Raw genomic sequence first — 25,461 nt, forward strand, 5'->3', positions numbered from 1 at the left:
AAAATGATGTCTCGCTTGATGAAGTGGATAGCATTTTTTCTTTTTTTGCTTATTCTTGATTTTGCACGCCTCATGGATGCGATAGACAACATCTTCGCTCATTTGAAGCAGTGGTTCTCAAAGAATTAGAAAAACTGTCATACAAGCAAAAACTTCGAAAAATTCTTTTTACTATGAATTGGAGATCCAATCATAAGCGTAGTTCAGAATGCAAACCAAGTCGTAAGAGCCCTAGTGTTTTGGTATTCGGCTTTCGATAGATCAAAACTAAATCTGGCTTGATATGACAATCACGACAATTGCGCCATTGACCTGTTAGCGCATGATCTCTCCAATGCGCTTTTAGCGGTTCATTCTCCGCTAACGCTTTGACCACAAGCAGCAAATCCTTCTCTAGTGTATCAGCCATACCTACCTTTGCTTTCACGTTTAAGGTCAGACCGGAATGAACGCGTATAGACAATATAGCAAGCTTAGGTTTTCTTTTCAGATTTACGCATTTCGGTTCTATCTTCGCGTATCATGGTCCTTAAGCCGTCTAATGATGTACGTTCGACGCATCCCATTTCGGCATCCTCGATAGCTCGTAATGTTTCCGGATTTGGTTGAAAGATCCAAGCGGTAATGTTCGATCTCTAGCAATGCGGGTCATAAACATGCGTACTGCATCCGATACAGTTAAACCCGTAGACTTAATAACTGCACTTGCAATTTCTTGAACTTGATCAGGTATGCGGGCTTGAATTTTTCCCATTTCTAAATCCCCTATTCAATTGTAGTACAATGTACTGCACGTTAAGTCTATGTCAAGAGTTTCAACAATAGCTTTTCACAAGAGAACTTAGCAAAATTCAAAAAATTATTAGAGAAAGTTAGAAGAATAAGATATGTTCTGTAGAAGAATATTGGAAAATCCTATTCCCTAACCTTTATTTATGAACCACATACTTTAAAAAAACATATAAATCAATGTGATATATGAATAAAAAAGAGCATAATATCACTAAAAGAGTGTTATAGAAATGATGTGTCATGACGATTCTACCACTCGATAGTGCTTCGATAAGAGAGGCAATAGCGCTTCTTGAACAAGGGAAGTTAGTAGCGTTACCAACGGAAACTGTTTATGGATTAGCGGGCGATGCAACCAATGGAAGGGCAATTTCTTCTATTTATTCTACAAAGGGTCGTCCGCAAATTAATCCTCTTATTGCGCATGTCAGCGGCATAGAAATGGCGGAACGTTATGTTAAAATTGACTTTCTTTCACGCCAATTAATGGAGGAATTTTGGCCAGGGCCTTTGACATTGGTTTTGCCTTTAAAGGAACAGCATAATATCCATCCTTTAACAACCTCTGGTTTGAATACCTTGGCTGTTCGTTTTCCAGACAGTCGTTTTGCAGAAGTGGTACAACATTTTGGCCGCCCACTTGCTGCTCCTAGTGCGAATCAATCGGGGCGTCTTAGCCCTACTTCAGCTGAGGCTGTTTTTGCATCTTTGGGGGAATCTGTTCCTTTGATATTGGACGGAGGACCTGCTAAAATAGGTCTGGAATCAACGATTATTAAAATTTGTGGTGAAAATATTTATCTTTTGCGTCCAGGGGGGCTTGCGGCTGATGAAATTGAAGAAGTTGTGGGGAAGCCTTTAAAACGGATAGATCAAAGGGCGGCGATTGAAGCTCCTGGAATGTTAAAGTCGCATTATGCTCCCAATGCTACGGTTCGTTTGAATGTAGAAAAGGTGGAAAATGGTGAAGCGCTTTTAGCATTTGGTTCAAAGCGTGTTATGGGGGCTGAAAATGCCGTGTCTATTTTAAACCTTAGCGAAGATGGAAAGTTAGAAGAGGCAGCCTCTCATTTATTTCAATATATGAAGGAATTAGATTCATTTAAAGTGAGATGTATCGCAGTAGAACCTATTCCATTATACGGATTAGGGGAGGCTATCAATGATCGTCTTATACGGGCTGCAGCTCCAAAGGAGAAATGAACATGGAGCAGGAATTAATTGAGGGGTTTAGGGAAATTGTTGGTGCTAAGCATGCTATAACAGATCAAGCTTTGATTGCACCGTATTTGCTTGAAGAGCGTGGGCTTTTTCATGGAAAAACACCTTTACTTTTACGTCCATCTTCTTGCGCAGAGGTCTCATTGATTATGCAGTTAGCGAGCAAAACGCGCACACCGATTGTGCCACAGGGTGGAAATACAGGGCTTGTGGGGGGGCAACAACCAGATGAAAGAGGAGGGGGCGTTCTTTTATCCATGGAGCGATTAAATAAGATTAGAGCTATAAATCTTGAGGGAAACTTTGTTGTTGTAGAGGCTGGTGTTATTTTACAGGATTTACAGAAAAAAGTGGATGAATCAGGTCGTTTTTTCCCTCTTTCTTTGGCATCTGAAGGTTCTTGCCAAGTAGGAGGAAATCTTTCGTCGAATGCTGGAGGGACAGCTGTTTTAGCTTATGGCAATATGCGTGATCTTTGTCTTGGTTTAGAAGTTGTTTTACCGGATGGGCGTATTTTAGATGATTTGCGTTTTGTTAAAAAAGACAATAGCGGTTACGATTTAAAAGATCTTTTTATTGGTGCAGAAGGCACATTGGGTGTTATAACCGCAGCCGTTTTGAAGATGTTTCCAAAAATAAAAGGAAAAGCTGTTGCTTTGGTGGGATTATATAGTCCGGCGAAGGCTTTAGAGTTTTTATCTCTGGCTCAAGAATATGGAGGAGGGATGTTGACAGGTTTTGAGCTCATGGGAAATCTCAGTTTGCAAATGGCTTTAGATTATAAGATGTGTGAGAAGCTTCCTCTTCAGCGGAAACATGAATGGTATGTATTAATGAACATTTCATCGTTGCAAGGCAATGATGAGGCGTTATCGGTATTGAGTACTATTTTAGAAGAAGCTTTAAAGAATGCGGTGATAGAAGATGCAGTTGTTGCGCAATCTTTAAAACAGCAAGATTTTTTTTGGCAATTACGAGAAAGTATATCATCAGCACAAAAGTTAGCAGGAGGGTCCATTAAGCATGATATTGCAATCCCACTTGCTTCTATTCCTGATTTTATTGCTGAGGCAGCGCTTATTGTTGAAGATATTGCTCCAGGAGCACGGGTGATTTGTTTTGGACACATGGGCGATGGAAATTTACATTATAATATTACACAACCTGTAGGAGCTGATACGACAGTGTTTTTGCAGTTATGGTCAACAATGAATCATCGCATTCATAGTTTAGTGGTGGACTATAGAGGTGCATTTTCTGCTGAGCATGGAATTGGTCAGCTTAAGCGCGAAGAACTTCGTTCTTTTAAATCGCCTGTCGCATTGGATATTATGCAAGGGATTAAAAAAACACTCGATCCTTTAGGGATAATGAATCCTGGAAAAGTATTATAATTCAAGAATGGTGATCATGCATTTTTGTTTAGATTTTAATAACCAAAAAAGAAACCAGTTGTTTTTTATTCAAACTTTTAATAATCCAATGAGAAAAAGCTGCTAAAGGGTGTATGTTATTTAAGATAAATTGGGATAATGTATATGGCTAATCAATGCTTTAATCAGGCAAAAGCGGTGCTTGAATTTCGGTTAGATCCGTGCCATTTGCCACAAACGACGACATATTTTTCATCCAAAACGGGTAATCAGGTTATTTGTTCGTTAAATGAGCGTGGTGTTTCTTTTAAAACGGATATGCCTTCAAGCTTATCGCATTTAATACCCCCTTATCATTTTCAAGGAATTGCAGCACGTACCGTAAAAACGCGTTCAGGAGAAAGAGCTGTTGCATTAGAATTACTTCATGCCGATGAGGAAGCTTGTATACCGCTTTTGGTTTCCAGAGATTTGAATAATGTTCTTCTGGATTGGCGGTTATGGGCGGATACTTATGGCCTTCCCATGCTTATGATCAATGAAGATAATCGCATTCTGGTTGTAAAAGATCGTTCTGATTTACATCGATTTTTTGGTACAACAGCACATTCTAAACAAAAGCATTTTTTACTTCGTTATAGCAATCCGTTAGGCTTGCGTTTGGTGATTGCGAATCGAATTGCACTCCAGTAAATTAATATGCATTCATTTTTGTACGACCGTCAGCATTTATCTTGTTGTGCTGTAAAACATCGTTGTTTGGGGAGGTAACATAAGGCATGTAAACTTCACACATGAAGTGTTTTTAGAAGATATGGCGAATATTCTAAGTTTGCTTGTAGGTCTTTGTGTAAGTGCAGCATATGAGTGGGAAGCAAGAGAAACCCGCTTAATGAGAATTCAGACCTTTACAGACGGGATTTGGTGTGACTTTTGGTTCTTGAAAACAAAGAGAAAGTCAATGATTGTAAATGAGAGTTTTTTGACACCATACATTGGCAGCAGGAATCGATGATGTAGAACGCTTTTTTCAGAGAGGTAAAAACGGTTTTCATAACAATAGAAACTGTTTTTTTGCGGTATAATTTTGGGTGTTTGCCACATTATTAAAAACACCAGAAGATTACTGGAAGTGTTTTTGAATTTTTTTTATAAATCATTTCTCCATGTTGAATGAAAGCTTTGAATATTTCAGAATATTCTTATTTCATCTCTCTTTTATAATCAAAATCATTTAGATAGAAAGGGTTATCGTAATATTGAGAATTGGAAAATACAATGATGGTATAGGTTTTTATTTTTATTCCAGAAAGCTGGCAGAATGGATTTATACTATTTGCAGGTAGTGTCGTAAAATGGGAATGATAAGCATGAGAGATATTGTTTAAGAATTTGTATGTGAATAACATAACTATCTTTTTTGGGCATTTTATTTTTCGTAAAAGCGGAATTTCACTAAAAACGCGATAAATAAAAGAAATGATAGTATATACGTTTTTCCTCAGGATTTTATAAGAAAGAAAGTGTTTATAAAAATGATGAGAAAATGCGTTTAAAGTAAAGACAACAGTAAAATGATTATTTTATATTACATCTTCAGATTCAGAAAATTTTCCTATTTTATCATGAGTAGATATCCTATTTACAATATTTGATTGTTCAAAGGAAAGCACACTTATTTTTTCAAAATTATGGCCAACGTAAAACAGTGAGAAAATTTGTGTGTCATGCTCTTATATAAAATAAGAAAATCGTAAAAAAAGAATATTCAAAGGATTTAATTTTCTCGCGCAACGGCTCTCCATCCGATATCTCGACGAACAAAACCTTCTGGCCAATCAATAAAATCAACAGCTTCATAAGCACGTTTTTGTGCATGCGTAATCGTTTTTCCTGTTGCAGTTATATTGAGTACACGTCCACCATTTGCAATGAGTTCTCCATCACGCAACACTGTACCAGCTTGAAAAACTTTCACATCGGGAAGAGTGTTTACTTGATCAACATTACGGATAACAGTACCTTTTTGGGGGGAGTCTGGATAACCATTAGCAGCCATAACAACGGTGAGAGCTGTTTTTTCAGACCACCGAAGAGGCTTATTTTCAAGTTTTCCTTGAGCTGCAGCAAGAAAAATTGGCAAAATATCATCTTTGAGGCGCATCATTAAAACTTGACATTCAGGATCACCGAATCGTACGTTAAATTCAATTAATTCGGGTCCTTTTTGCGTTATCATTAATCCGACAAAGAGAATGCCTTTAAAGGGGGTTCCCATTTCGTTCATGCTTTTTAAAGCTGGTTCAACAATTTCTTTGAGGGTACGATTCACTGTTTCTTTGGTCATGATGGGCGCTGGTGAATAAGCACCCATACCACCGGTGTTTGCTCCAGTATCCCCATCACCTACACGTTTATGATCTTGAGCAGATCCAAAAGGAAGAGCAACTTTACCATCACAAAGGCAGAAGAAGCTTGCTTCTTCACCTTCAAGAAAAGATTCTACAACAATTTTGTTTCCTGCATCTCCAAATGTACTTTTGAAGCAGGCATCAACTGCGTTAAACGCTTCTTCCATAGTTGTTGCAACCACGACACCTTTGCCAGCTGCTAAGCCATCAGCTTTAATAACAATGGGAACACCTTGTTGCTGAATGTAAGCTTTAGCTTTAGAGGCATCATTAAAGCATTGGTAACTTCCTGTAGGAATGTTATTCTTCCGACATAAATCTTTTGTAAAGGCTTTTGAACCTTCTAGTTGAGCAGCTTTTTGAGTAGGACCAAATACACAGATGTTAGCGCTATTAAGAGAGTCTGTTATACCCGCCACCAAGGGTGCTTCTGGTCCTACAATTACAAGATCAATAGAATGTGCTTTACAAAAATCAATAACAAGGGGATGGTCATCAATGTTCAAATTAATATTTTCACCAAATTCTGTTGTTGCAGGATTTCCAGGAGCACAATATAACTTTGTTAGCAGTGGTGATGCTGCTATTTTCCATGCTAAAGCATGTTCTCGTCCACCTGAGCCAATAAGAAGAATATTCATTGCTTGCTCCTCTCATAAAAGATAATTAATCTCATCCCCTTCTCATAAGAATGAAATGTCTCTATCGCAAGACCAAAGGTAAATCATTTGATGAAAAAAAATAAAAATATCGCGCATGTTCAGTCCTATGATAGCCAAGGACGGGTTATGGATGCATCTTCCAAACAATGGGTCTACAGCTTCCTTCCCCGTTCTTTATGGTTTTATGCGCAATTGGCGCGTTGGGATCGGCCTATCGGTTGGCAATTGTTGATGTGGCCTTGTTTTTGGTCAACAACAATGGCTTTTTTCTCTTATAACATGCATTACGATACTCTTTTATCAATGTTTCTTCATTGGGTTTGGTATCTTTTTCTTTTTTTTCTGGGGTCTATTGCTATGCGAGGGGCAGGATGTACTTGGAATGATCTTATTGACCATAAAATTGATGCTCAGGTAGAAAGGACACGTTCTCGCCCATTGCCGACAGGTCATGTGAGTCGGTTGCAAGCAAGAGTTTTTATACTTGTGCAATGTTTAGTTGGTTTAGTTGTTTTATCACAATTTAATAGGTTTAGTTTTTTTCTAGGTATTTCGTCATTGATAGCTGTTGCATTTTATCCTTTTATGAAACGCGTAACATATTGGCCGCAGTTTTTTTTAGGCGTTGCATTTAATTGGGGGGCATTAATGGGGTGGGCTGTTGTCTTTGGAAGTTTAAGCTGGGCACCAATCTTGCTTTATGTGGGATCAATTTTGTGGACCATAGGATACGACACAATCTACGCACATCAAGATAAAGAAGATGACATTACTGTTGGTGTCCGTTCTACGGCTCTTCTTTTTGGTAAAGCAACCAAGCGTGCTTTAGTATTTTTGTATGGTGGTTTTGTGATGTTCGTTAGTCTAGCATTTTATTTAGCTGGAGTTCCTGTTCTTAGTTTTTTTGGGATTTTTGTGGCAAGCATCCATATGTTTATTCAAATTAAAGTCATTGATATAGATGATAGTTCACAATGCCTCAGGCTTTTCAAATCTAATTCGCTTATTGGTTTTGTGATTTTTGCTGGTTTAGTATGTGGGGGTATATGGATGATATTTTATTCTGCGGTCTAAAAATAAGTTAGCTAAAATCATAGTTTCTATTGAATACAGTATGTTTTTTTTAATAAGCTTGTTGATAATCTATTTTTAAGCAATACAGTAGAAAATATCACCAATTAACCTTTACAGTGAAAATAAAATTCTTCTATTTAAATAAAATAAATCAGCTTCTTTTAGAATTTTTCGAATAAAAAATATTTGTTTAATTGTTGCGAAGAAAAAATCTTCATAACGATGAAGTTTGAAGGATTAGGGATAAAGTTTTTGTCTTTTCCAATCGCTGTGTTCAACACAATCCCGTGTAAAAAGCAGACGATCATGTAAACGAAATGGGCGATCGCACCAGAACTCTATAGAAAGGGGTTTAACACGAAACCCAGACCAATAAGGTGGTCGTGGAATATTGCCTAGAGCATAACGCGCAGTATATTGAGCAATTGCTTTTTCGAGCACAAAACGATTGTCTAAAGGTTGAGATTGTTTAGAGGCCCATGCACCAATTCGACTACCACGTGGTCGCGATTGGAAATAGGCATCGGCTTCCTGTTGACTTACTTTTTCAACGATTCCTCTAATTCTGACTTGACGACGGAGTGATTTCCAATGAAAACCTAAGGATGCTTTCATTGATTTTAAAATTTCTTGTCCTTTACAGCTTTCATAATTGGTATAGAAGACAAAGCCTTGGCGATTGTAGTCTTTGAGGAGAACCATACGAACATTAGGGAGTCCTGTTTCGTCAACTGTTGCTAATGCCATAGCATTCGGATCATTTATTTCACTTATCGTTGCCTCTTCAAGCCACTTTGCGAAAAGTTCAAAAGGTTTTTGCATTTGCATAAAATGATCATCTGTTGGTATTTTTTTGCTCATAGTTTCTCCAAATATCAGTGAGCATGGGTGAGGCATTTTCTCATTTACTTTATCATCAAGAAGTCACAGTACCATTTTTTCTTATTTTCAAAAAGCCAATGCTATCGTGTATTTCTATGGTAGTTTAATTATTTTTACTTTAGCATAGACTACAAGGAGCTATATTAAATAAATATCTCATTTTATCTGGTATTTTAGTTTATTGATAGACATATAAAGAGAAAAGAAGAAATTATTCTTTAGAATAGACTGATGAAGCTATAAGGGATATTGAACAACGTATCAGTTGATATTTTGAAAACGAAGAAATTGAAAAGAGGGCAATATGCGTGATCCCTACACGATTCTGGGTGTGGCACGTACCGCAAAATCGCAAGAGATTAAATCGGCATTTAGAAGATTAGCGAAGAAATATCATCCAGACCATAATAAAGATGATACAAAGGCTAAAGAGAAATTTGCTGAAATTAATCAAGCCTATGAAATTATAGGTGATAAAGATAAAAAGGCACAATTTGACCGCGGTGAAATTGATATGGAAGGAAAACCGCTTTATCAAGCCTATGGTGCTGGTGAAAATTTTAGCAATAAACAAAATCCCTTTTCAGGAAGAGCAAAGGGATTTGATTTTTCCTCTTCAGGTGGTGCAAGTTTTGATGCGAGTGATATTTTTCGGGATCTGTTTGGAGGAGGAGGTAGCTTTTCGAATTCTACACACTATAACCGTCCCCAACAAGGAGCACATGTTCGTGCTAATCTTGCCATAACATTAGAGCAGATGGTTGGCGCAGAAAAGGTGGAAGCTGTTTTTCCAAATGGAAAAAAGTTAAAAATTAAACTGCCAGATTATATTGAAGACGGACAGACTATTCGTTTAAAAGGTCAGGGAGAAGAGGTACCTCACGGGCAAGCAGGAGATGCGTTAATAACCATTCAGATTCAAAAACATCCTCGTTTTCGGGTTGAAGGAAGAGCACTCCATCTTGATTTACCAGTTTCTCTCAAACATGCTGTTTTGGGAGCAAAAGAAGAAGTTGAGACGTTGGAGGGGCGTGTGGTTTTAACGATTCCTGCGTGGTCAAGTTCTGATCGCGTTTTACGGTTGAAAGGGAAAGGGCTTCGTTTAAAAAATGGTACAAGAGATGATCTTTATGTGCATGTTCGCATTATGTTGCCGGGAGATGAAAATGCCGCCGCACTAGAACAGTTTTTGCAAATGCAACAAGATTAATTTTAAAAATTTTATATATAAAAGCGTAGTTTTTGTTTGATTTTAAACCAATTGCTTGAAGAAAAAGTTGACCTGTGTCATAGGCAGGTGAATAATACTAATTTTAAGTAACAATGGGGCAGTGCTGATGGCTAAGGGTAATGGTTTATTGTACGGTAAGCGTGGTTTAATTTTGGGGTTGGCCAATAATCGCTCCATCGCTTGGGGAATCGCTAAAGCGGCAAGTAGCGCAGGGGCAGAGCTTGCTTTTACCTATCAGGGTGAAGCAATGAAAAAGCGTGTCGAGCCTTTGGCTGAAGAATTAAATGGATTTGTTTGTGGACATTGTGATGTTTCTGACAGTGTCTCTATTGATACGGTCTTTAGAGAAATAGAGAAGAAATGGGGAAAACTTGATTTTTTAGTTCATGCTATTGGTTTTTCTGATAAAGATGAATTAAGTGGTCGTTATATTGATATCAGCGAATCAAATTTTATGATGACCATGAATATTTCCGTTTATTCGCTAACAGCTCTAACGAAGCGTGCAGAAAAATTGATGCCAGATGGTGGTTCAATCTTGACACTAACCTATTATGGTGCAGAAAAGGTTGTTCCCAATTATAATGTAATGGGGGTTGCCAAAGCCGCTCTTGAAGCGAGCGTGAAATATTTAGCGGTAGATTTAGGTCCCCAAAATATTCGTGTTAATGCTATATCTGCTGGACCAATTAAAACGTTAGCGGCTTCTGGTATTGGTGATTTTCGTTATATTTTAAAATGGAATGAATATAATGCTCCATTACGTCGTACGGTAACAATTGAAGAGGTTGGTGATTCTGCGCTTTATTTTCTTTCAGATTTGTCTCGTTCTGTTACCGGTGAAGTCCATCATGTCGATTCGGGTTATAATATCATAGGTATGAAAGCAGTTGATGCCCCAGACATTTCTGTCGTTAAAGAATAAAGTTTGGTTTATAAGATTTTATTAGACAGCAGTAATTTGACCAAATTTAAGGTGTCCAAGAGTATTTGGGAGAAAAGAGCTGTTTTGTGTATAGCACACAACATACGTTATCGTTGTATATATTTGACAGAGAAATGGATCTTTTTTCATGTCGCATAATACATTTGGTCATTTGTTTCGTGTAACAACATGGGGTGAAAGTCATGGTGCTGCTCTTGGTTGTGTCATTGATGGTTGTCCACCTGGAATTATTTTTACTCTTGCAGAAGTTCAAGCTTATCTTGATAAACGCAAGCCAGGACAATCAAAATACACAACGCAGCGCCGAGAACCAGATGAAGTAGAGGTCCTTTCAGGAGTTGTTGTTCAAGACGATGGAACGACATTGGTGACAACAGGTACACCAATTTCTCTGTTGATTCGAAACACAGATCAACGCTCTCAAGATTATGGAGCAATTGCTCATCAGTATCGTCCAGGACATGCGGATTATACTTATGATATTAAATATGGCATTCGTGATTTTCGAGGCGGGGGACGTGCTTCGGCACGGGAGACGGCAGCACGTGTTGCAGCAGGTGCATTTGCTCGTAAAATCGTTCCTGGTTTGAGTGTACGAGGAGCAGTGATAGCAATTGGTCCTCATAATATTAATCGTGATCGTTGGGATTGGTCAGAGGTTGATAATAATCCTTTTTTTACAGCTGATGCAGAGATGGTTCACATTTTTAGTGACTATATCAGTAAACTCCGTAAAGAGGGGACATCTGTTGGTGCGGTTGTTGAGATCGTTGCAGAAAATGTTCCGGCAGGTTTAGGAGCCCCTATTTACGCAAAGCTTGATCAAGATATTGCCTCGTTACTTATGTCGATTAATGCGGTAAAAGGTGTGGAAATTGGTGATGGTTTTGCGGCAGCCCGCTTGAGGGGAGAAGAAAATGCCGATGAAATGCGAATGGGAAATGATGGAAAACCGCTTTTTTTATCCAATCATGCTGGTGGTATTTTAGGGGGAATATCGAGTGGACAGCCAATTGTTGCGCGTTTTGCTGTAAAGCCTACTTCATCAATTTTAACACCTCGTCGTTCCATTGATGTTGATGGTCATGATATAGACGTTATAACAAAGGGACGTCATGATCCATGTGTTGGGATTCGTGCCGTTCCTGTTGGTGAAGCGATGGTTGCTTGTGCTATTGCTGACCATTATCTAAGACATCGCGGTCAAGTTGGGTGATTGAAAAGGTGAACAATGGCGTATGATGAAAAAAAAATTGTTTCTGCACTTAAAGCTTTTGAACGCGGTGAAATTGTTGTGGTGACAGATGATGATGACCGTGAAAATGAGGGTGATTTAACTGTTGCTGCAGCGCATTGTACAGAAGAAAAGATGGCGTTTATTCTTCGTCACACAACAGGTATTGTGTGCACACCTATGCCAAAAAAAGAAGCAAAACGGTTTAATCTTTCTCCTATGGTACCAGATAATAACTCTGCACATGGGACGCAATTTACGGTTACTGTTGATTTTAAACACGGCATAACAACAGGGATCTCAGCACATGACCGTACATTAGCTGTACGTAATCTTGCGAATTCAAATGCAAGTGCGGATGATTTTGTTCGTCCAGGGCATGTTTTTCCTTTAATTGCGCATGAAGGGGGAGTGCTTATGCGTTCAGGTCACACGGAGGCCGCTGTTGATTTATGTAAATTAGCTAATTTGCCGCCGGTTGGTGTTATCGGTGAGTTAGTTAATGATGATGGAAGCGTTAAACATGGCGATCAGATTATGAAATTTGCGCAAGAACATCGGTTGCATATTATAACGGTTGCAGATTTAATTGCTTACCGCCAACGTAAGGAAATATTGATCAAGCATGTTGGAGAAATGCCTATTGAAACATTCGTAGGTCCCGCTATTGTTCAAAGTTATCAACTCCCTTGGGAAGTCGTTCAGCATATTGCAATTGTTTTTGGTGATGTCCGTGAGGGTGAGAATATTCCTGTGCATTTACATCATGAAAACATTATAAGTGACGTTTTTTGTCAAACTTCAGATATTATGGTGATGATGCGGCGTATGATGGAAAAAGAAAAACGTGGCGTATTTATTTATTTGCGTGAAGGATCTGTTATACAATCAACTGTTGGTATTCAAAACATGACAAGAAACAATTCAGAAAACCATGTGCAGGCGATTGAACGCGAAGAAGAATGGCGCAAAATTGGTTTAGGGTCACAAATTTTAAAATATTTAGGAATAGGCTCTGTTATTATTTATGCTTCTAAAGAGCATCATTATGTAGGTTTGGAAGGTTTTGGAGTTCGTATATCCAGAACAGATATTTTTTGAGGTTCATATGAAAAAAGAGATACAAGAGGGGGATATTACGACCTTAAGCTTTGAGCAAGCGCTTAAGCAACTTGAAGTTATTGTCGAAAATTTGGAACGTGGCGATGTGCCTTTGGAACAATCCATTGATATTTATGAACGCGGTGAAGCGCTTAAAAAGCATTGTGAAAAACTCTTAAGAGTTGCTGAAGCTAAAGTTGAAAAAATCCAGCTTTCAGAAGAAGGTTTTCCAGAAGGAGTGGAACCACTTGATGCTAAATAATTTAAATCTTTTTGGATATTTATTGTGGGACTTAAGAGAAGCAATAACCTTAGTTTATAAACAGAAAGTTTTATTGATTTCTTTTTTATAAAATAAGTTAAAAATGAGGAAATTATAGCTCATCTCAAATAGAAAAGAGCATTTTTCAGTAAAAAAGATGCAAAACTGTAAATAAAAGAGTAGAAAAGATATATTTTTATCATTGTGTTTTCTTGAGTTAAGATAATAGGAAGGATTTTTTTTGTCTCAGGTCTTAACACCATTGCTTGACCGTGTTTGTTTTCCGCAAGATTTGCGGGCATTGCCTGAGTCTGATTTGGTACAGTTGGCTGATGAGTTGCGGACCGCAACAATTGATGCGGTTTCTGTAACAGGTGGTCATCTTGGGGCGGGACTTGGTGTTGTTGAGCTCACTGTTGCATTACATTATATTTTTAATACACCAGAGGATAGGATTATTTGGGATGTTGGTCATCAAACCTATCCACACAAGATTTTAACGGGGCGTAGAGAAAAAATTCGCACATTACGTCAGGAGGGCGGATTATCTGGTTTTACAAAACGTTCAGAAAGTGTGTATGATCCATTTGGAGCGGGGCATTCGTCTACTTCTATTTCAGCGGGGCTTGGTATGGCAGTGGCAAGTGCTTTGAAAGCAGAGACAAGACGCAATATCATAACTGTCATTGGTGATGGTGCAATGTCTGCGGGCATGGCTTATGAAGCCATGAACAACGCTGGTGCTTTGAATGCACGCTTGATTGTTGTTCTTAATGATAACGATATGTCTATAGCACCACCTACAGGTGCTATGAGTGCACATCTTGCACGATTAGTGTCTCGTCCTTCTTATCGTCATTTGCGTGAACGCGTAAAGATGTTGAGCGAAAAATTGCCAAAGTTTTTTTTGGATAAAGCTCGTCGTTCAGAGGAATTTGCGCGTGGACTTTTGGTTGGGGGAACTTTATTTGATGAGCTTGGCTTTTATTATGTTGGACCCATAGATGGGCACAATTTGGGGCATTTATTGCCTGTTTTTAAAAATGTTCGTGAATATCCTAATGGTCCTGTTTTGGTGCATGTTGTAACCCATAAGGGAAAGGGATATCCACCTGCAGAGGCCTCGTCTGATAAATATCATGGTGTTAATCGTTTTGATGTCACGACAGGAAAACAGGTAAAAGCATCAAGTAATATTCTACCCTATACCAAGGTATTTTCTAAAGCTTTAATAGAAGAAGCTCGCAATGATGATAAGATTGTTGGCATAACAGCAGCGATGCCAACAGGGACAGGCCTTGATTCTTTTGCGAAAAAATTTCCTGAAAAAATGTTTGATGTTGGTATTGCTGAACAACATGCCGTAACTTTTGCGGCAGGACTTGCTTGTGAAGGGTATAAGCCTTTTGTTGCAATTTATTCTACTTTTTTACAGCGTGCTTATGATCAAATTATTCATGATGTATCAATTCAAAAATTACCGGTACGTTTTGCTATTGACCGAGCAGGTTTTGTGGGGGCAGATGGTGCAACACATGCTGGAAGTTTTGATATTGTTTTTTTGGCCACTCTTCCTGACTTTGTTGTTATGGCACCTTCTGATGAGCTTGAACTGATGCATATGGTGCGTACAGCTGCAGCTTATGATCAGGGACCAATTTCTTTTCGTTATCCGCGTGGTGAGGGGATTGGTATAGATTTACCGCAACGTGGTGAGTTATTAGAAATTGGAAAAGGGCGCGTTCTGCGTGAAGGAAATAGAATCGCTTTGGTTTGTTTTGGAACGCGGATGTCAGAAGTGTTGCAAGCTGCTGATGCGTTGGAGGTTGAAGGATTGTCTACAACGGTTGCAGATGCACGGTTTGCAAAACCTTTAGATAAAGATTTGATGCGTCGTTTGGCACGTGAGCATGAGGTATTGGTGACAATTGAAGAAGGGGCAATCGGTGGATTTGGAGCGCACATATTACAATTTTTAGCGCAAGAAGGGCTCTTAGAGCATGGTTTGAAAGTTCGTACACTAAAATTTCCTGATGAATATTTGAATCATGGTTCACCAGAAAAAGTTCTTTCACGTGTCGGACTTGACGCTATGGGTATTTTAAACACGGTTTTTGCTGTTTTGGGACGCGAGATTCGAACAGGATAGAAAATTCGAGTATGAGATGGCTTCCAGAAAAAGACTCGATATTCTTTTAGTTGAAAAAAACTTTTTTACGACACGTTCACGCGCACGTGATGCAATTATGCGCCAAACTGTTAAAGTTAACGGAGAAATCGTTTTTAAAGCTGGGCAAATCGTTTTTGACGATGCAGAGATTACCGTTTGTGATCCAGCGCAGAATTATGTTTCTCGGGCAGCGTTAAAATTGATTGCTGCACTTGATGCATTTCCAATTATAACAGATAAAGTGACAGCCATTGATGTTGGTGCATCAACAGGTGGTTTTACGCAAGTTCTCTTAGAGCGTGGAGCAGATCATGTCATTGCCGTTGATGTTGGGCATCATCAATTTGATAAACGTTTATTGGGCAACAGTGCTATAACGTTATTAGAAGGCTTGAATGTCAGAGATTTTAAACAGGAACATTTAGGTGGGCGAGAAATTGATCTTATCGTTTCAGATGTTAGCTTTATTTCGCTCAAACTTGCATTGCCTCCCGTGTTGTCTTTAGCCAAGAAGGGTGCCCAAGCTGTTTTACTGGTAAAGCCTCAGTTTGAGGTTGGTCGTAAACACTTTAGTAAGGGAGGAATATTAAGTCCATCAAGTGCTAAAGAAACTGCTGAGGCGCTTTTTGTTTGGTTAAATATACAAACAGGGTGGAGTGCAAAAGGTTTAATTTCTTCCCCTATTACAGGTGGTGATGGCAACGTGGAATATTTACTATTCGGAGAAAAACAAGAGTGAATGACAATGTCATAATCGATCATATCGGAGCAAATGGTTATGGTATTGCTAAGACGTCTCACGGCTTCGTTTCTGTTCCTTTTACTTTACCAGGAGAGTGTGCTGAAATTACTGTTCATGGAAAATATGCAACATATATAACATTAAAAGAAAAATCATCAGAACGCATTGATACTCTTTGTCAGCATTTTGGAGAATGTGGAGGGTGTACTCTTCAGCATTGGCATATGGATGCTTATCGCGTATGGAAACAACAATTGGTTGTTGAGGCGCTTAAAAAGTATGGACTTAATAATGTTGTTGCGCCTTTAATAGAATGTAAACCTTATAGCCGACGGCGGATTACTCTAACAGCATCCATGACCCCACAGGGGCAAAAAGTTGGTTTTAACCGTTATCTCTCTCATGAGATTGTAGCTCTTGAGGAATGCCCAGTAAGCCGTCCAGAGCTTATTTCTCAGTTGCATAATATCAGAGAGCTCTGTGCTTTTCTAAAGAGCTCTGCCAAACGGTTTCATGTTACGATAACATGTGTTGAAAATGGTTTAGATGTTGCTTTAAGCGGTTGCATTATACACCATGAATCACTTCGTCAGAGAATGATCAGTGCTGCTCTTTCATATGGGATTATACGTTTATCTGTTGACGGTGAAGTTTTGGTTGAACGAGAAAAACCAGAGATTTACTTTGGAGATGTCCGTGTTGAATTTCCTTCTGGTGGTTTTCTGCAAGCAACTTGTGAAGCTGAAAATATAATGGGCAATATTATTTTGACTCATTTAAAAAAAGCAAAGAATGCTGTTGATTTGTTTTCAGGGGTAGGAACATTTACCTTGCGTATGGCAAAAAAGATGAATGTTCATGCAGTAGAAAATAATGAAGATGCATTAAGAAATCTAAATACAGCAGCACGTTTTGCGACTGGTTTAAAAACGGTCACTTGTGAAAAACGTGATCTTTTCCGACATCCCCTTTCTGTAAAGGAACTTGAATGTTTTGAGAGTGTTGTTTTTGATCCTCCCCGTGCTGGTGCAGAGCAACAAGTACGTGAATTAGCGAAGACTATAGTATCACGTGTTGTGGCAATTTCTTGTAATCCTACTACATTTGCTCGTGATTTATCTCTTCTTGTTGCAGGGGGGTATACAGTAGAAAAAATCATACCGATTGATCAATTTTTATGGTCACCACATGTCGAAATTGTTGCTGTTTTGAGCAAAAAGAAAAAAAAGAAAGGTTGGAAACTTTAGCCTAATTTTTTTAAAAGTTTACCTGAGTATTATTATAAAATCTCTCCAAAATTTATCTATAATAATAACCTTTTTCTCGTTGATTTAAGAGCACTAAATGTAGAAAGTCTTTTTTATTATGAATATAAAAGACAAGTTACCCCACACAAAAGACTAATATCTTACGAAAAAGATGTGTCTGAATAAGCCTGTGCCGTCGTTATATTTGCCATCCCCTAATGTTTCTTAAAACTCTTGGCACTTGAGACGCCCCATAAGAGGAATCTTTAGTCTTTTCTTGTACAGTTTTTATCCATATAACTCTCCCCGCCTGTAACGTATAAACGAATGATTTTGATTGATCCAACAGACACAGATTTAAAATGAGAGAATCTTGCGGTATTCAAGGTTCTAATACAATATGAATAACGCTAGATTATCTTTATAAATCAATTCATTGTAATCTCCCCCTCACAAAATGGTCGTAATAGACGAGAAGGAGGCAATACTGGGAAGGAATGAGCAAGCTTATTCCTCTATAAGCGCAGTCCCACCGATTGTCATATTATTGATTCGAAGATGAGGTTGACCAACACCAACAGGGACATTTTGCCCTGCTTTTCCGCACATACCAATACCATTGTCTAGTTTACTATCATTACCAATCATTGTGATACGTTTCATAGCATCCGGTCCATTTCCAATAAGAGTTGCACCTTTGATTGGTGCACAAATTTTGCCATTTTCTACTCGGTATGCTTCAGTACATTCAAAGACGAATTTTCCGGAAGTAATATCAACTTGTCCTCCACCAAATGAAACAGCATAGATACCACTTTTAAGTGAAGAAAGGATTTCTTCAGGTGTTTTATCTCCTCCTAGCATGATTGTATTGGTCATTCGTGGCATTGGTGCATAAGCATAAGATTCACGCCGTCCATTTCCAGTTGATTTACCTCCCATAAGCCGTGCATTAAGCCTGTCTTGCATAAAACCAACGAGTTTTCCATCTTCAATGAGAACGTTATATCCTGAAGGGGTCCCCTCATCATCGACAGTGAGAGAGCCACGGCATTGTGGAATTGTTCCATCATCAACAACTGTAACACCTTTTGCTGCAACTTGTTGTCCTAAAAGTCCAGCAAAAGCCGATGTTTTTTTACGGTTAAAGTCACCTTCTAAACCATGACCTACGGCTTCATGGAGCATAACACCAGGCCATCCGTTAGCTAAGACAACATCAAAAGATCCAGCAGGTGCTGCTTCTGCTTCTAAATTTGTTAAAGCCATACGTAAGGCTTCATCCGCGGCTTTTTTCCAATTGTCTTCATGAATAAATTGGTTAAATGCTTGTCTCCCTCCACATCCATAAAAACCATTTTCACGACGATTGCCTTCAGCTGCGACCACAGATATAGAAAGTCGCACAAGGGGACGAATATCACGAACCAAATAACCATCTGCACGTAAAATTTCAACATGTTGTAGCGAGCCGGAAAGAGAAACAGTCACCTGATGCAATTTATCATTTTTAGCACGTAAATAGGCATCAATTTTTTGCAAAAGAGCACTTTTTTCTTCAAATGATGGAGCATCAAGGGGATTATGCGGTTGATAAAGCCTTTTGTTTGTTTGTTGAGGTGCTATGCTATAAGTCCCTGCATGATTATTATAGGTAACAGCTTTAGCAGCTTCACTGGCACGTTTGAGTGCAGCAGCTGATAACTCACTAGAGTGAGCATATCCAGTAGCCTCTCCAGCAACAACGCGTAGTCCAAATCCCATATCTTGATGAAATGAGCCGTTTTTAAGCTGTCCATTATCAAATAAAAGAGCTTCGCTTTCTGTATACTCAAGGTAAAGCTCACCATCATCAGCATGATGAAGTGTTTCCTGTATAAGTGATTGCACTTTAGAGGAAGCAATATCAAAATGATCAATCAGCGATTTCATAAGAATTATCCTATTTGTATGGGGGCTTCGAAGATTTTTATCAATCTAATTTTAAGAATCTTTCAAAATATACGATGAGATTTTGATTGTTTAAAATGTATTGATTTCATTCATGTCGGTAAGGTTGCATAGGCGTCGCCAAGACCATGAAGGTCAACAAAACCTCCAATCCCTTGTTCAGGAGTTGTAAAGATAAAATAGGTTGCCATTTTTCCTTTTAAAAAGAGCTGCAATATGTCTTCTTTAAGAAAGGCTTCAGCAACACAATTATCACCAAGACAACGACGATATTCCATTCTGCCCATATTTTTATCGTCAATTTTAATTCCAACGCCAGGACGTAATTCAACGCGAATCGGAACAAAAACACGCATCAAAGCACCTTGCTTTTGAGGAAGTTTATAAAATGTAACGCGCAAGGTAATATCTTGACGCCCTTGTGTGTGAACGTTTTGTACAACTTCACACTGCATGTTAGGTGTACCTGGTGGTAGAGAACACACTTTTGTCCATGCACCATAGGTTTGCGGAGCAGGAACATCTTGTGCATAGGGTGTTTGTGCAAATGCATGACTGATAAAACTACTATAAAGTGTGTAAAGAACAGCACCAATAAAAAAAGTTTTTTTGAGTAATTTATAAAGTATCACAGAAAATCCTATCCGACTCAACACCCACAACCGTGCATAGATTTACATAAAAAATGAATTCCCTATAAAAAACTATAACACAAAATCAGTATTTACCCAAATATATTAATTCATATGATATATTTTTATGATACATTTGTAATGTGGAGAGAACGTTGATTGAAAAAATGTATTTTTATTGCCAATATTTCCATTTACTTTTAGGGGATACGTGCGAAAGAGATATTTCATATTTTCTCAAAAATACGATTGGTCTTAATGGGTTATTTCCATACGCTAGATAATATTTGTCAGATAATATTGGGTTTGTGAATGACAGAAATGGAAAAGGGCTTTGAGTGGAATGTCAGTTTCAGAAGAGTTATCGGTTGTGAATGGTAAATCAACGCCACCAAAATCCGGTATTGGTGATTACATCACATTATTAAAGCCACGTGTTATGTCTCTTGTGGTCTTTACGGCTCTGGTTGGTTTGCTTGTATCGCCTGTTCCTATCAATCCGTGGTATGGTTTTTTAGCAATTTTATGTATTGCTGCTGGTGGCGGTGGTGCGGGAGCACTGAACATGTGGTATGATGCTGACATTGATGCTGTGATGGAACGGACTAAAAAGCGTCCTATTCCCATGGGTAAAATCAGCTCCCAAAAGGCATTTATTTTTGGCATGGTTCTTTCTATGCTCTCGGTATTGGTTATGGGGAGCTTCATTAATTGGTTTGCGGCATTTTTTCTTGCGTTTACGATTTTCTTTTATGTCGTTATCTATACAATTTGGTTAAAGCGTATCACACCACAAAATATTGTTATTGGTGGTGCTTCTGGGGCTTTTCCACCAATGATTGGATGGGCCGTGACAACAGGGACAGTGAGTATTGATAGCTTTTTATTATTTTTAATCATTTTTATGTGGACCCCCCCTCACTTTTGGGCTCTTTCTTTATTTTCATCTCTTGATTATGAGGCTGCAGGTATCCCTATGATGCCTAATGTACGAGGTGAACATTCAACAAAAAAACAGATTTTATTTTATACTATTTTGATGGCATTGTGTGCTGCTGCTCCTTGCTTTACTGGTCTTGGCGGAATTTTTTATGGTATTTTTTCAACAATTTTAAGCATTATCTTTATTTATTTTGCCTATCGTTTATGGCAAGCTGATACACATAATGAAACTATTTTGATGGCCAAAAAAACGTTTTTCTTTTCGTTACTGTATTTGGCAGCTATCTTTGGAATTCTTTTGATTGAATCTCTTGTTTGGTATTTTATCGCTCTTTAGTTGCGTAAAATGAAAGAGCAAATTTTAAAAGAGCTTTTCTTCAAGAAAATTCTGTAAGAAAACACGATAGAGTGTGTTCTTATGCAAAAGATGATATTGCACGTTTTTTTACATTGCTTATTCATGTATAATAATAGGTTGTTTGAATATATAGCTAAAACTATAGAGATTAAGGATGATTTATGTCTGGACTTCCCCCTTTAACGATACGTCTTTGTGGTCCACGTGGATTTTGTGCAGGGGTTGATCGTGCTATCCAGATTGTTCTGCTTGCATTAAAAAAATATGGTGTTCCAGTATATGTCCGTCATGAAATTGTACACAACCGCTACGTGGTTGAGGGATTACAGCAACGGGGTGCTGTTTTTGTCGAAGAACTTAATGAGATTCCAGAAGAACATCGCAATCAACCAGTTGTTTTTTCTGCTCATGGTGTACCAAAATCTGTTTCAGAAGAAGCACGATACTATAATTTGTTTTATCTTGACGCAACATGTCCGTTGGTCTCGAAAGTTCATAAACAAGCGATACGACATCAACGTCATGGTCGTCATGTTATATTGATTGGTCATGCTGGTCATCCTGAGGTGATAGGGACAATGGGACAGCTTGAAGAAGGAGTTGTGACGCTTATTGAAACGATAGAAGATGCTTTGCATTATCAACCCAATGATCCAGATAAATTAGGATTTGTGACACAAACAACGCTTTCTGTTGAAGATACTGCAGGAATTATCGATATATTACAACAACGTTTTCCTACATTAGCAGCCCCAGCGGCTGAGTCAATTTGCTATGCTACAACGAATCGACAAGATGCGGTTAAAGCAGCGGCAAAGGGGAGCGATTTGTTTTTGATTGTTGGAGCACCAAATTCTTCTAATTCACGACGTTTAGTAGAGGTTGCCGAAAAGTCTGGTGCGCGGCAAGCTATTTTAGTTCAGCGCGCTGATGAAATTAATTTTGAAAACCTAAAATCTCTTTCTATTGTCAGTCTTTCAGCAGGGGCTTCGGCTCCTGAAATTATTATTGATGAAATTATTTCAGCATTTCGTGAGCGTTATGATGTCACAATAGAATTAGCTGAAACAGCGGTAGAAACGGAAAAATTTTTAGTGAGTCGCGAATTACGTGACGTCATTTTAACGTCTCAAGATATGGCTTTCGTCAATGGTCAAGCAAATAGTGCAAAAAATGAAAATCAGAATACAAACATATCTACAACGAAAGCAGAATAATGGCCGTTTATACAGATATTCACCCAAATGATTTAAAAGTGTTTTTAACACGTTATGCAATAGGATCACTTTTGTCTTATCAAGGTATAGAGGAGGGGACTGAAAATTCTAATTTTATGTTAGAGACAACACAAGGGCGATTTATTTTAACACTTTATGAAAAGCGTATTTCAAAAGATGATTTACCTTTTTTTTGTTGCTTGATGCAGCATTTAGGACAGCGTGGAATTCCTTGTCCTCAACCTGTTATTCAAAATGATGGAATGATGATCTGTGAATTAGCAGGACGTCCTGCCGCTATTATTACTTTTCTGGAAGGAGAGTGGATCCGCCAGCCCAATATAGATCATTGTGGCGAAGTGGGGACGGGGTTAGCACAATTGCATTTAGCAGGACAGGATTTTACACTTAGTCGTAAAAATACTCTTTCTGTTATGGATTGGAAGGTCTTGTGGCAACGTTGTCAAACCAAAGAAGATGCATTGTTAAAAGAATTTGGACAAAAAATTGAGTTGGAATTGGCTTTTTTACAGAAAAATTGGCCGTTCAATTTACCAATAGGCATTATTCATGCAGATCTATTTAATGATAACGTCTTTTTTGTGAATCATCGTCTTTCTGGGATGATAGATTTCTATTTTGCTTGTAATGACTTTTTTGCTTATGATTTAGCGATCTGTTTAAATGCTTGGTGCTTTGAGCCTGATCATTCCTATAATCTTACCAAAGCACGTAAGTTATTGGAAAGTTATCAAAAAATAAGACCATTGATCCCTTTAGAATTGGACAAGATGGTTTTATTAGCTCGTGGTGCGTCTCTACGTTTCTTACTCACACGTCTATATGATTGGTTTAATACACCGCCTAATAGCTTTGTTATTAAGAAAGATCCATGGGAGTATTGGCACAAGCTTTGTTTTTTCAGTAATGTAAATTCGCTAAGTGAATTAGGTTTTTAAATTTTATGGCAACTCCACAAAAAGTCGTTGAAATTTATACAGATGGTGCTTGCTCAGGGAACCCTGGAATTGGAGGATGGGGGGCAATTTTACGCTGGAATGGTCATGAACGGGAGCTTTATGGCGGTAAGGTCCATACGACAAACAATCAAATGGAACTCATGGCGGCAATTTGTGCATTAAAGGCGCTTAAAGAGCCCTGTTTGGTCGATCTTTATACAGACTCAGTTTATGTACGTAACGGTATATCTAAGTGGATTGAAGATTGGAAAAAGAATAATTGGCGCACTGCATCAAAAAATCCTGTTAAAAATATGGAGCTATGGCAAGCTCTTGAGGATGCTAGTTCTTGTCATACAGTTAGATGGCACTGGGTAAAAGGGCATGCGGGACATCCAGAAAATGAACGCGCAGATGCCCTTGCTCGCAAAGCAATTACTCAATATCGTGAAAATGGACGTTTTCCAGCATAATTGCTTTTTGAGAGCTTTTTCTTTTATCATGGAGACGCAAGAGGGGTTGGCTGCGTATGGAATATGAATGTTCCACTTAAGGCGTGATCTTTAAAAGAAATTGTATAAAAAATTTTTTGGTTTATTTCTTCTGGTGTGAAATAGAGTGGAGCACTGAAGAGTGTATATTCTGCGTTATCACTGACTTTTCTTGCTGCTCCAATTTGCATTTCTCCTCCATCTAAAAAGAGAGAGGAAGGAGTGGTTTTGTTGTTATTTTGTATTTTTATAAGAAGGGTACTGTTATTTTTTTCGGCACTTATTTTTAGTGCATTCTGCATCATGCGGGGCAAAGAATCTTGCGCCTTTTTTAAGAAGGAAGCAGGAAGCTGTTTATTTTTAAGAGCAGATGGCGAAAAATCAAAGTTAATAGTAAATGGAAGACAGATTTTATTACATAATCCAAGAGTGAAAGCACCACTTAAATTTTTGCTTGAACCAGAAAGATTGAAGGGCAATATTACTTTATCTTTATAACCTAATGACCAATCATTTTCTGTTTCAAAAAGCTGTGGAGTAGGATAAAAGATTTCATAAGAAATCTGTTGGTTGAAATTAAAAAATGGTGCCATGCCAGAATTACCTGGATTACGCCAGTAAGTTTTCCATCCTGGTTTAAGCTCAATTTCAATAATGCCTTCTCTTATTCCAGAAAGAGAAGGTTCAGTGATCGCTAATCGGATACGACCACCATCTGATTCATACCAAGATGTTGCGAAAAGCTGGAGTTTTTGTTCTGTTTGAGCATTTACAGGAATGTTAAGTAATTCTAAAACTATGAATGTTAAGCTTAAAGTAACTAAAAGCTTTTTATAAAAGAAAGTTGCGATATTTTGTAAATTTGTAAATATACGACTTTTTTTCATTGGAGTTTTATTTTCCTAGTGTGCTAAATGAACAAACTTTTATCATGTAAATTATGGAGAATAACAGATTAATGAAGCGGTGTAATGGCTTTTTAGGTGGACAATTACTCATAGCAATGCCTGGGATGAATGACAAACGCTTTATTCGTTCTGTTATTTATATTTGTGCGCATTCTGATGCCGGTGCGATGGGCATCATTCTTAATCAATTGCATCATATTGATTTTCCAGAGCTTTTGCTTCATTTGGGAGTCATAGACAGTGGCCAAAAAAAAAGTCTTTCTGAACCAATAAAACAGTTTCCTGTTCGCTATGGTGGTCCTGTTGATCCTTCGCGTGGTTTTGTCCTTCATTCAGATGATTATACTTGTGAAGAAACTGTTTTTATTGCAGATAAGATCTGTTTTACTGCGACAATTGATATATTAAAAGCGATCAGTTGCGAACAAGGTCCGCAACATGCACTGGTCGCATTAGGCTATGCTGGATGGAAAGCGGGGCAACTTGAGGCAGAAATTTCTACAAATGGTTGGCTAATCAGTTCTACATCACCTAGTTTTCTTTTTGAAAGCGATTTAAGCTGCAAGTATGATAAAAGTTTAACACGCATGGGTATCGATCCAACTTATCTTGCTTCTGAAATGGGACACGCGTAGAGTTTTTTCTAAGCTTTTTAA

The 25,461-nt window shown here is 38.2% G+C and carries 22 protein-coding genes and 2 pseudogenes; 17 read left to right on the forward strand and 7 right to left on the reverse strand.

What is annotated here, in order from left to right; genetic code table 11:
* Positions 1-190: 190 nt before the first annotated feature.
* Both ACFINW_RS01805 and ACFINW_RS01810 read right to left on the reverse strand, forming a co-directional pair.
* A pseudogene (locus ACFINW_RS01805) lies at positions 191-464 on the reverse strand (type II toxin-antitoxin system YafQ family toxin).
* A gap of 9 nt (positions 465-473) precedes the next feature.
* Positions 474-754, reverse strand: a pseudogene (locus tag ACFINW_RS01810) (type II toxin-antitoxin system RelB/DinJ family antitoxin).
* A 278-nt stretch (positions 755-1,032) separates the two neighbouring features.
* Here ACFINW_RS01810 and ACFINW_RS01815 point away from each other — a divergent pair.
* The 3 genes from ACFINW_RS01815 (at position 1,033) to ACFINW_RS01825 (ending at position 4,079) form a co-directional block, all read left to right on the forward strand.
* A complete protein-coding gene (locus ACFINW_RS01815) occupies positions 1,033-1,995 on the forward strand; it encodes an L-threonylcarbamoyladenylate synthase (protein WP_375620641.1) in 963 nt (320 codons plus the stop codon).
* Between the two features lie 2 nt (positions 1,996-1,997).
* Positions 1,998-3,407, forward strand: coding sequence for an FAD-binding oxidoreductase (locus ACFINW_RS01820; RefSeq protein ID WP_375673708.1), 1,410 nt, complete (start codon positions 1,998-2,000; stop codon positions 3,405-3,407).
* Between the two features lie 144 nt (positions 3,408-3,551).
* The gene (locus ACFINW_RS01825) at positions 3,552-4,079 is read left to right on the forward strand and encodes a DUF6101 family protein (RefSeq protein ID WP_375628324.1); all 528 of its coding nucleotides are present in this window, start codon (positions 3,552-3,554) and stop codon (positions 4,077-4,079) included.
* A gap of 1,084 nt (positions 4,080-5,163) precedes the next feature.
* Here ACFINW_RS01825 and purD read toward each other — a convergent pair.
* Positions 5,164-6,438: a phosphoribosylamine--glycine ligase gene (purD, locus tag ACFINW_RS01830; protein ID WP_375673710.1), complete on the reverse strand. Its 1,275-nt coding sequence runs from the start codon at positions 6,436-6,438 to the stop codon at positions 5,164-5,166.
* A 90-nt stretch (positions 6,439-6,528) separates the two neighbouring features.
* On the opposite strand from purD, the gene ubiA reads away from it, so the two are divergent.
* Complete coding sequence (gene ubiA, locus ACFINW_RS01835; protein WP_375620644.1) at positions 6,529-7,533, forward strand: 4-hydroxybenzoate octaprenyltransferase; 1,005 nt, start codon at positions 6,529-6,531, stop codon at positions 7,531-7,533.
* Between the two features lie 237 nt (positions 7,534-7,770).
* On the opposite strand, the gene pdxH is transcribed toward ubiA, so the two are convergent.
* Positions 7,771-8,394, reverse strand: coding sequence for a pyridoxamine 5'-phosphate oxidase (pdxH, locus tag ACFINW_RS01840; protein WP_375620645.1), 624 nt, complete (start codon positions 8,392-8,394; stop codon positions 7,771-7,773).
* Between the two features lie 325 nt (positions 8,395-8,719).
* Between pdxH and ACFINW_RS01845 the strand changes: the two genes are divergently transcribed.
* From ACFINW_RS01845 to ACFINW_RS01880, 8 genes are all read left to right on the forward strand, one after another.
* The gene (locus ACFINW_RS01845; protein WP_375620646.1) at positions 8,720-9,625 is read left to right on the forward strand and encodes a DnaJ C-terminal domain-containing protein; all 906 of its coding nucleotides are present in this window, start codon (positions 8,720-8,722) and stop codon (positions 9,623-9,625) included.
* Positions 9,626-9,752: 127 nt separating this feature from the next.
* The gene (fabI, locus tag ACFINW_RS01850; RefSeq protein ID WP_375620647.1) at positions 9,753-10,571 is read left to right on the forward strand and encodes an enoyl-ACP reductase FabI; all 819 of its coding nucleotides are present in this window, start codon (positions 9,753-9,755) and stop codon (positions 10,569-10,571) included.
* Between the two features lie 148 nt (positions 10,572-10,719).
* Positions 10,720-11,808, forward strand: a complete 1,089-nt coding sequence (gene aroC, locus ACFINW_RS01855) for a chorismate synthase (RefSeq protein WP_375620648.1) — start codon at positions 10,720-10,722, stop codon at positions 11,806-11,808.
* A 15-nt stretch (positions 11,809-11,823) separates the two neighbouring features.
* The gene (ribB, locus tag ACFINW_RS01860) at positions 11,824-12,927 is read left to right on the forward strand and encodes a 3,4-dihydroxy-2-butanone-4-phosphate synthase (RefSeq protein ID WP_375620649.1); all 1,104 of its coding nucleotides are present in this window, start codon (positions 11,824-11,826) and stop codon (positions 12,925-12,927) included.
* Between the two features lie 7 nt (positions 12,928-12,934).
* Positions 12,935-13,189, forward strand: coding sequence for an exodeoxyribonuclease VII small subunit (locus ACFINW_RS01865; protein ID WP_375611123.1), 255 nt, complete (start codon positions 12,935-12,937; stop codon positions 13,187-13,189).
* 241 nt (positions 13,190-13,430) lie between these two features.
* Positions 13,431-15,338 (forward strand): 1-deoxy-D-xylulose-5-phosphate synthase, encoded by a 1,908-nt coding sequence (dxs, locus tag ACFINW_RS01870; protein ID WP_375620650.1) that lies wholly within the window; start codon positions 13,431-13,433, stop codon positions 15,336-15,338.
* 16 nt (positions 15,339-15,354) lie between these two features.
* On the forward strand, positions 15,355-16,098 hold the full coding sequence (locus ACFINW_RS01875; protein ID WP_375620651.1) for a TlyA family RNA methyltransferase: 744 nt from the start codon (positions 15,355-15,357) through the stop codon (positions 16,096-16,098).
* Complete coding sequence (locus ACFINW_RS01880; protein WP_375620652.1) at positions 16,095-17,348, forward strand: class I SAM-dependent RNA methyltransferase; 1,254 nt, start codon at positions 16,095-16,097, stop codon at positions 17,346-17,348. Before ACFINW_RS01875 ends, ACFINW_RS01880 begins: the two co-directional genes overlap by 4 nt.
* A gap of 507 nt (positions 17,349-17,855) precedes the next feature.
* On the opposite strand, the gene tldD is transcribed toward ACFINW_RS01880, so the two are convergent.
* The gene (gene tldD, locus ACFINW_RS01885; RefSeq protein ID WP_375611127.1) at positions 17,856-19,280 is read right to left on the reverse strand and encodes a metalloprotease TldD; all 1,425 of its coding nucleotides are present in this window, start codon (positions 19,278-19,280) and stop codon (positions 17,856-17,858) included.
* 110 nt (positions 19,281-19,390) lie between these two features.
* Entirely contained in the window at positions 19,391-19,930 is a 540-nt protein-coding gene (locus ACFINW_RS01890; RefSeq protein WP_375611128.1) for an invasion associated locus B family protein, read from the reverse strand.
* A 343-nt stretch (positions 19,931-20,273) separates the two neighbouring features.
* On the opposite strand from ACFINW_RS01890, the gene cyoE reads away from it, so the two are divergent.
* From cyoE to rnhA, 4 genes are all read left to right on the forward strand, one after another.
* Positions 20,274-21,209: a heme o synthase gene (cyoE, locus tag ACFINW_RS01895; RefSeq protein ID WP_375620653.1), complete on the forward strand. Its 936-nt coding sequence runs from the start codon at positions 20,274-20,276 to the stop codon at positions 21,207-21,209.
* Between the two features lie 182 nt (positions 21,210-21,391).
* On the forward strand, positions 21,392-22,447 hold the full coding sequence (gene ispH, locus ACFINW_RS01900; RefSeq protein WP_375640306.1) for a 4-hydroxy-3-methylbut-2-enyl diphosphate reductase: 1,056 nt from the start codon (positions 21,392-21,394) through the stop codon (positions 22,445-22,447).
* Positions 22,447-23,406 carry a homoserine kinase gene (locus ACFINW_RS01905; RefSeq protein ID WP_375620655.1) on the forward strand — a complete coding sequence of 320 codons (960 nt, stop codon included), beginning with the start codon at positions 22,447-22,449 and terminating at the stop codon, positions 23,404-23,406. The genes ispH and ACFINW_RS01905 overlap by 1 nt, the downstream gene beginning before the upstream one ends.
* 5 nt (positions 23,407-23,411) lie before the next feature.
* Complete coding sequence (rnhA, locus tag ACFINW_RS01910) at positions 23,412-23,879, forward strand: ribonuclease HI (protein ID WP_375620656.1); 468 nt, start codon at positions 23,412-23,414, stop codon at positions 23,877-23,879.
* A 26-nt stretch (positions 23,880-23,905) separates the two neighbouring features.
* Here the strand turns inward: rnhA and ACFINW_RS01915 are convergent, their stop codons facing one another.
* Positions 23,906-24,784, reverse strand: a complete 879-nt coding sequence (locus tag ACFINW_RS01915; protein WP_375620657.1) for a protein-disulfide reductase DsbD domain-containing protein — start codon at positions 24,782-24,784, stop codon at positions 23,906-23,908.
* Between the two features lie 71 nt (positions 24,785-24,855).
* Here ACFINW_RS01915 and ACFINW_RS01920 point away from each other — a divergent pair, with 71 nt between their 5' ends.
* The gene (locus ACFINW_RS01920; protein WP_375620658.1) at positions 24,856-25,440 is read left to right on the forward strand and encodes a YqgE/AlgH family protein; all 585 of its coding nucleotides are present in this window, start codon (positions 24,856-24,858) and stop codon (positions 25,438-25,440) included.
* Positions 25,441-25,461: the final 21 nt, after the last annotated feature.

The organism is Bartonella sp. AA18HLJMS, assembly GCF_042197245.1.
Classification (GTDB): domain Bacteria; phylum Pseudomonadota; class Alphaproteobacteria; order Rhizobiales; family Rhizobiaceae; genus Bartonella.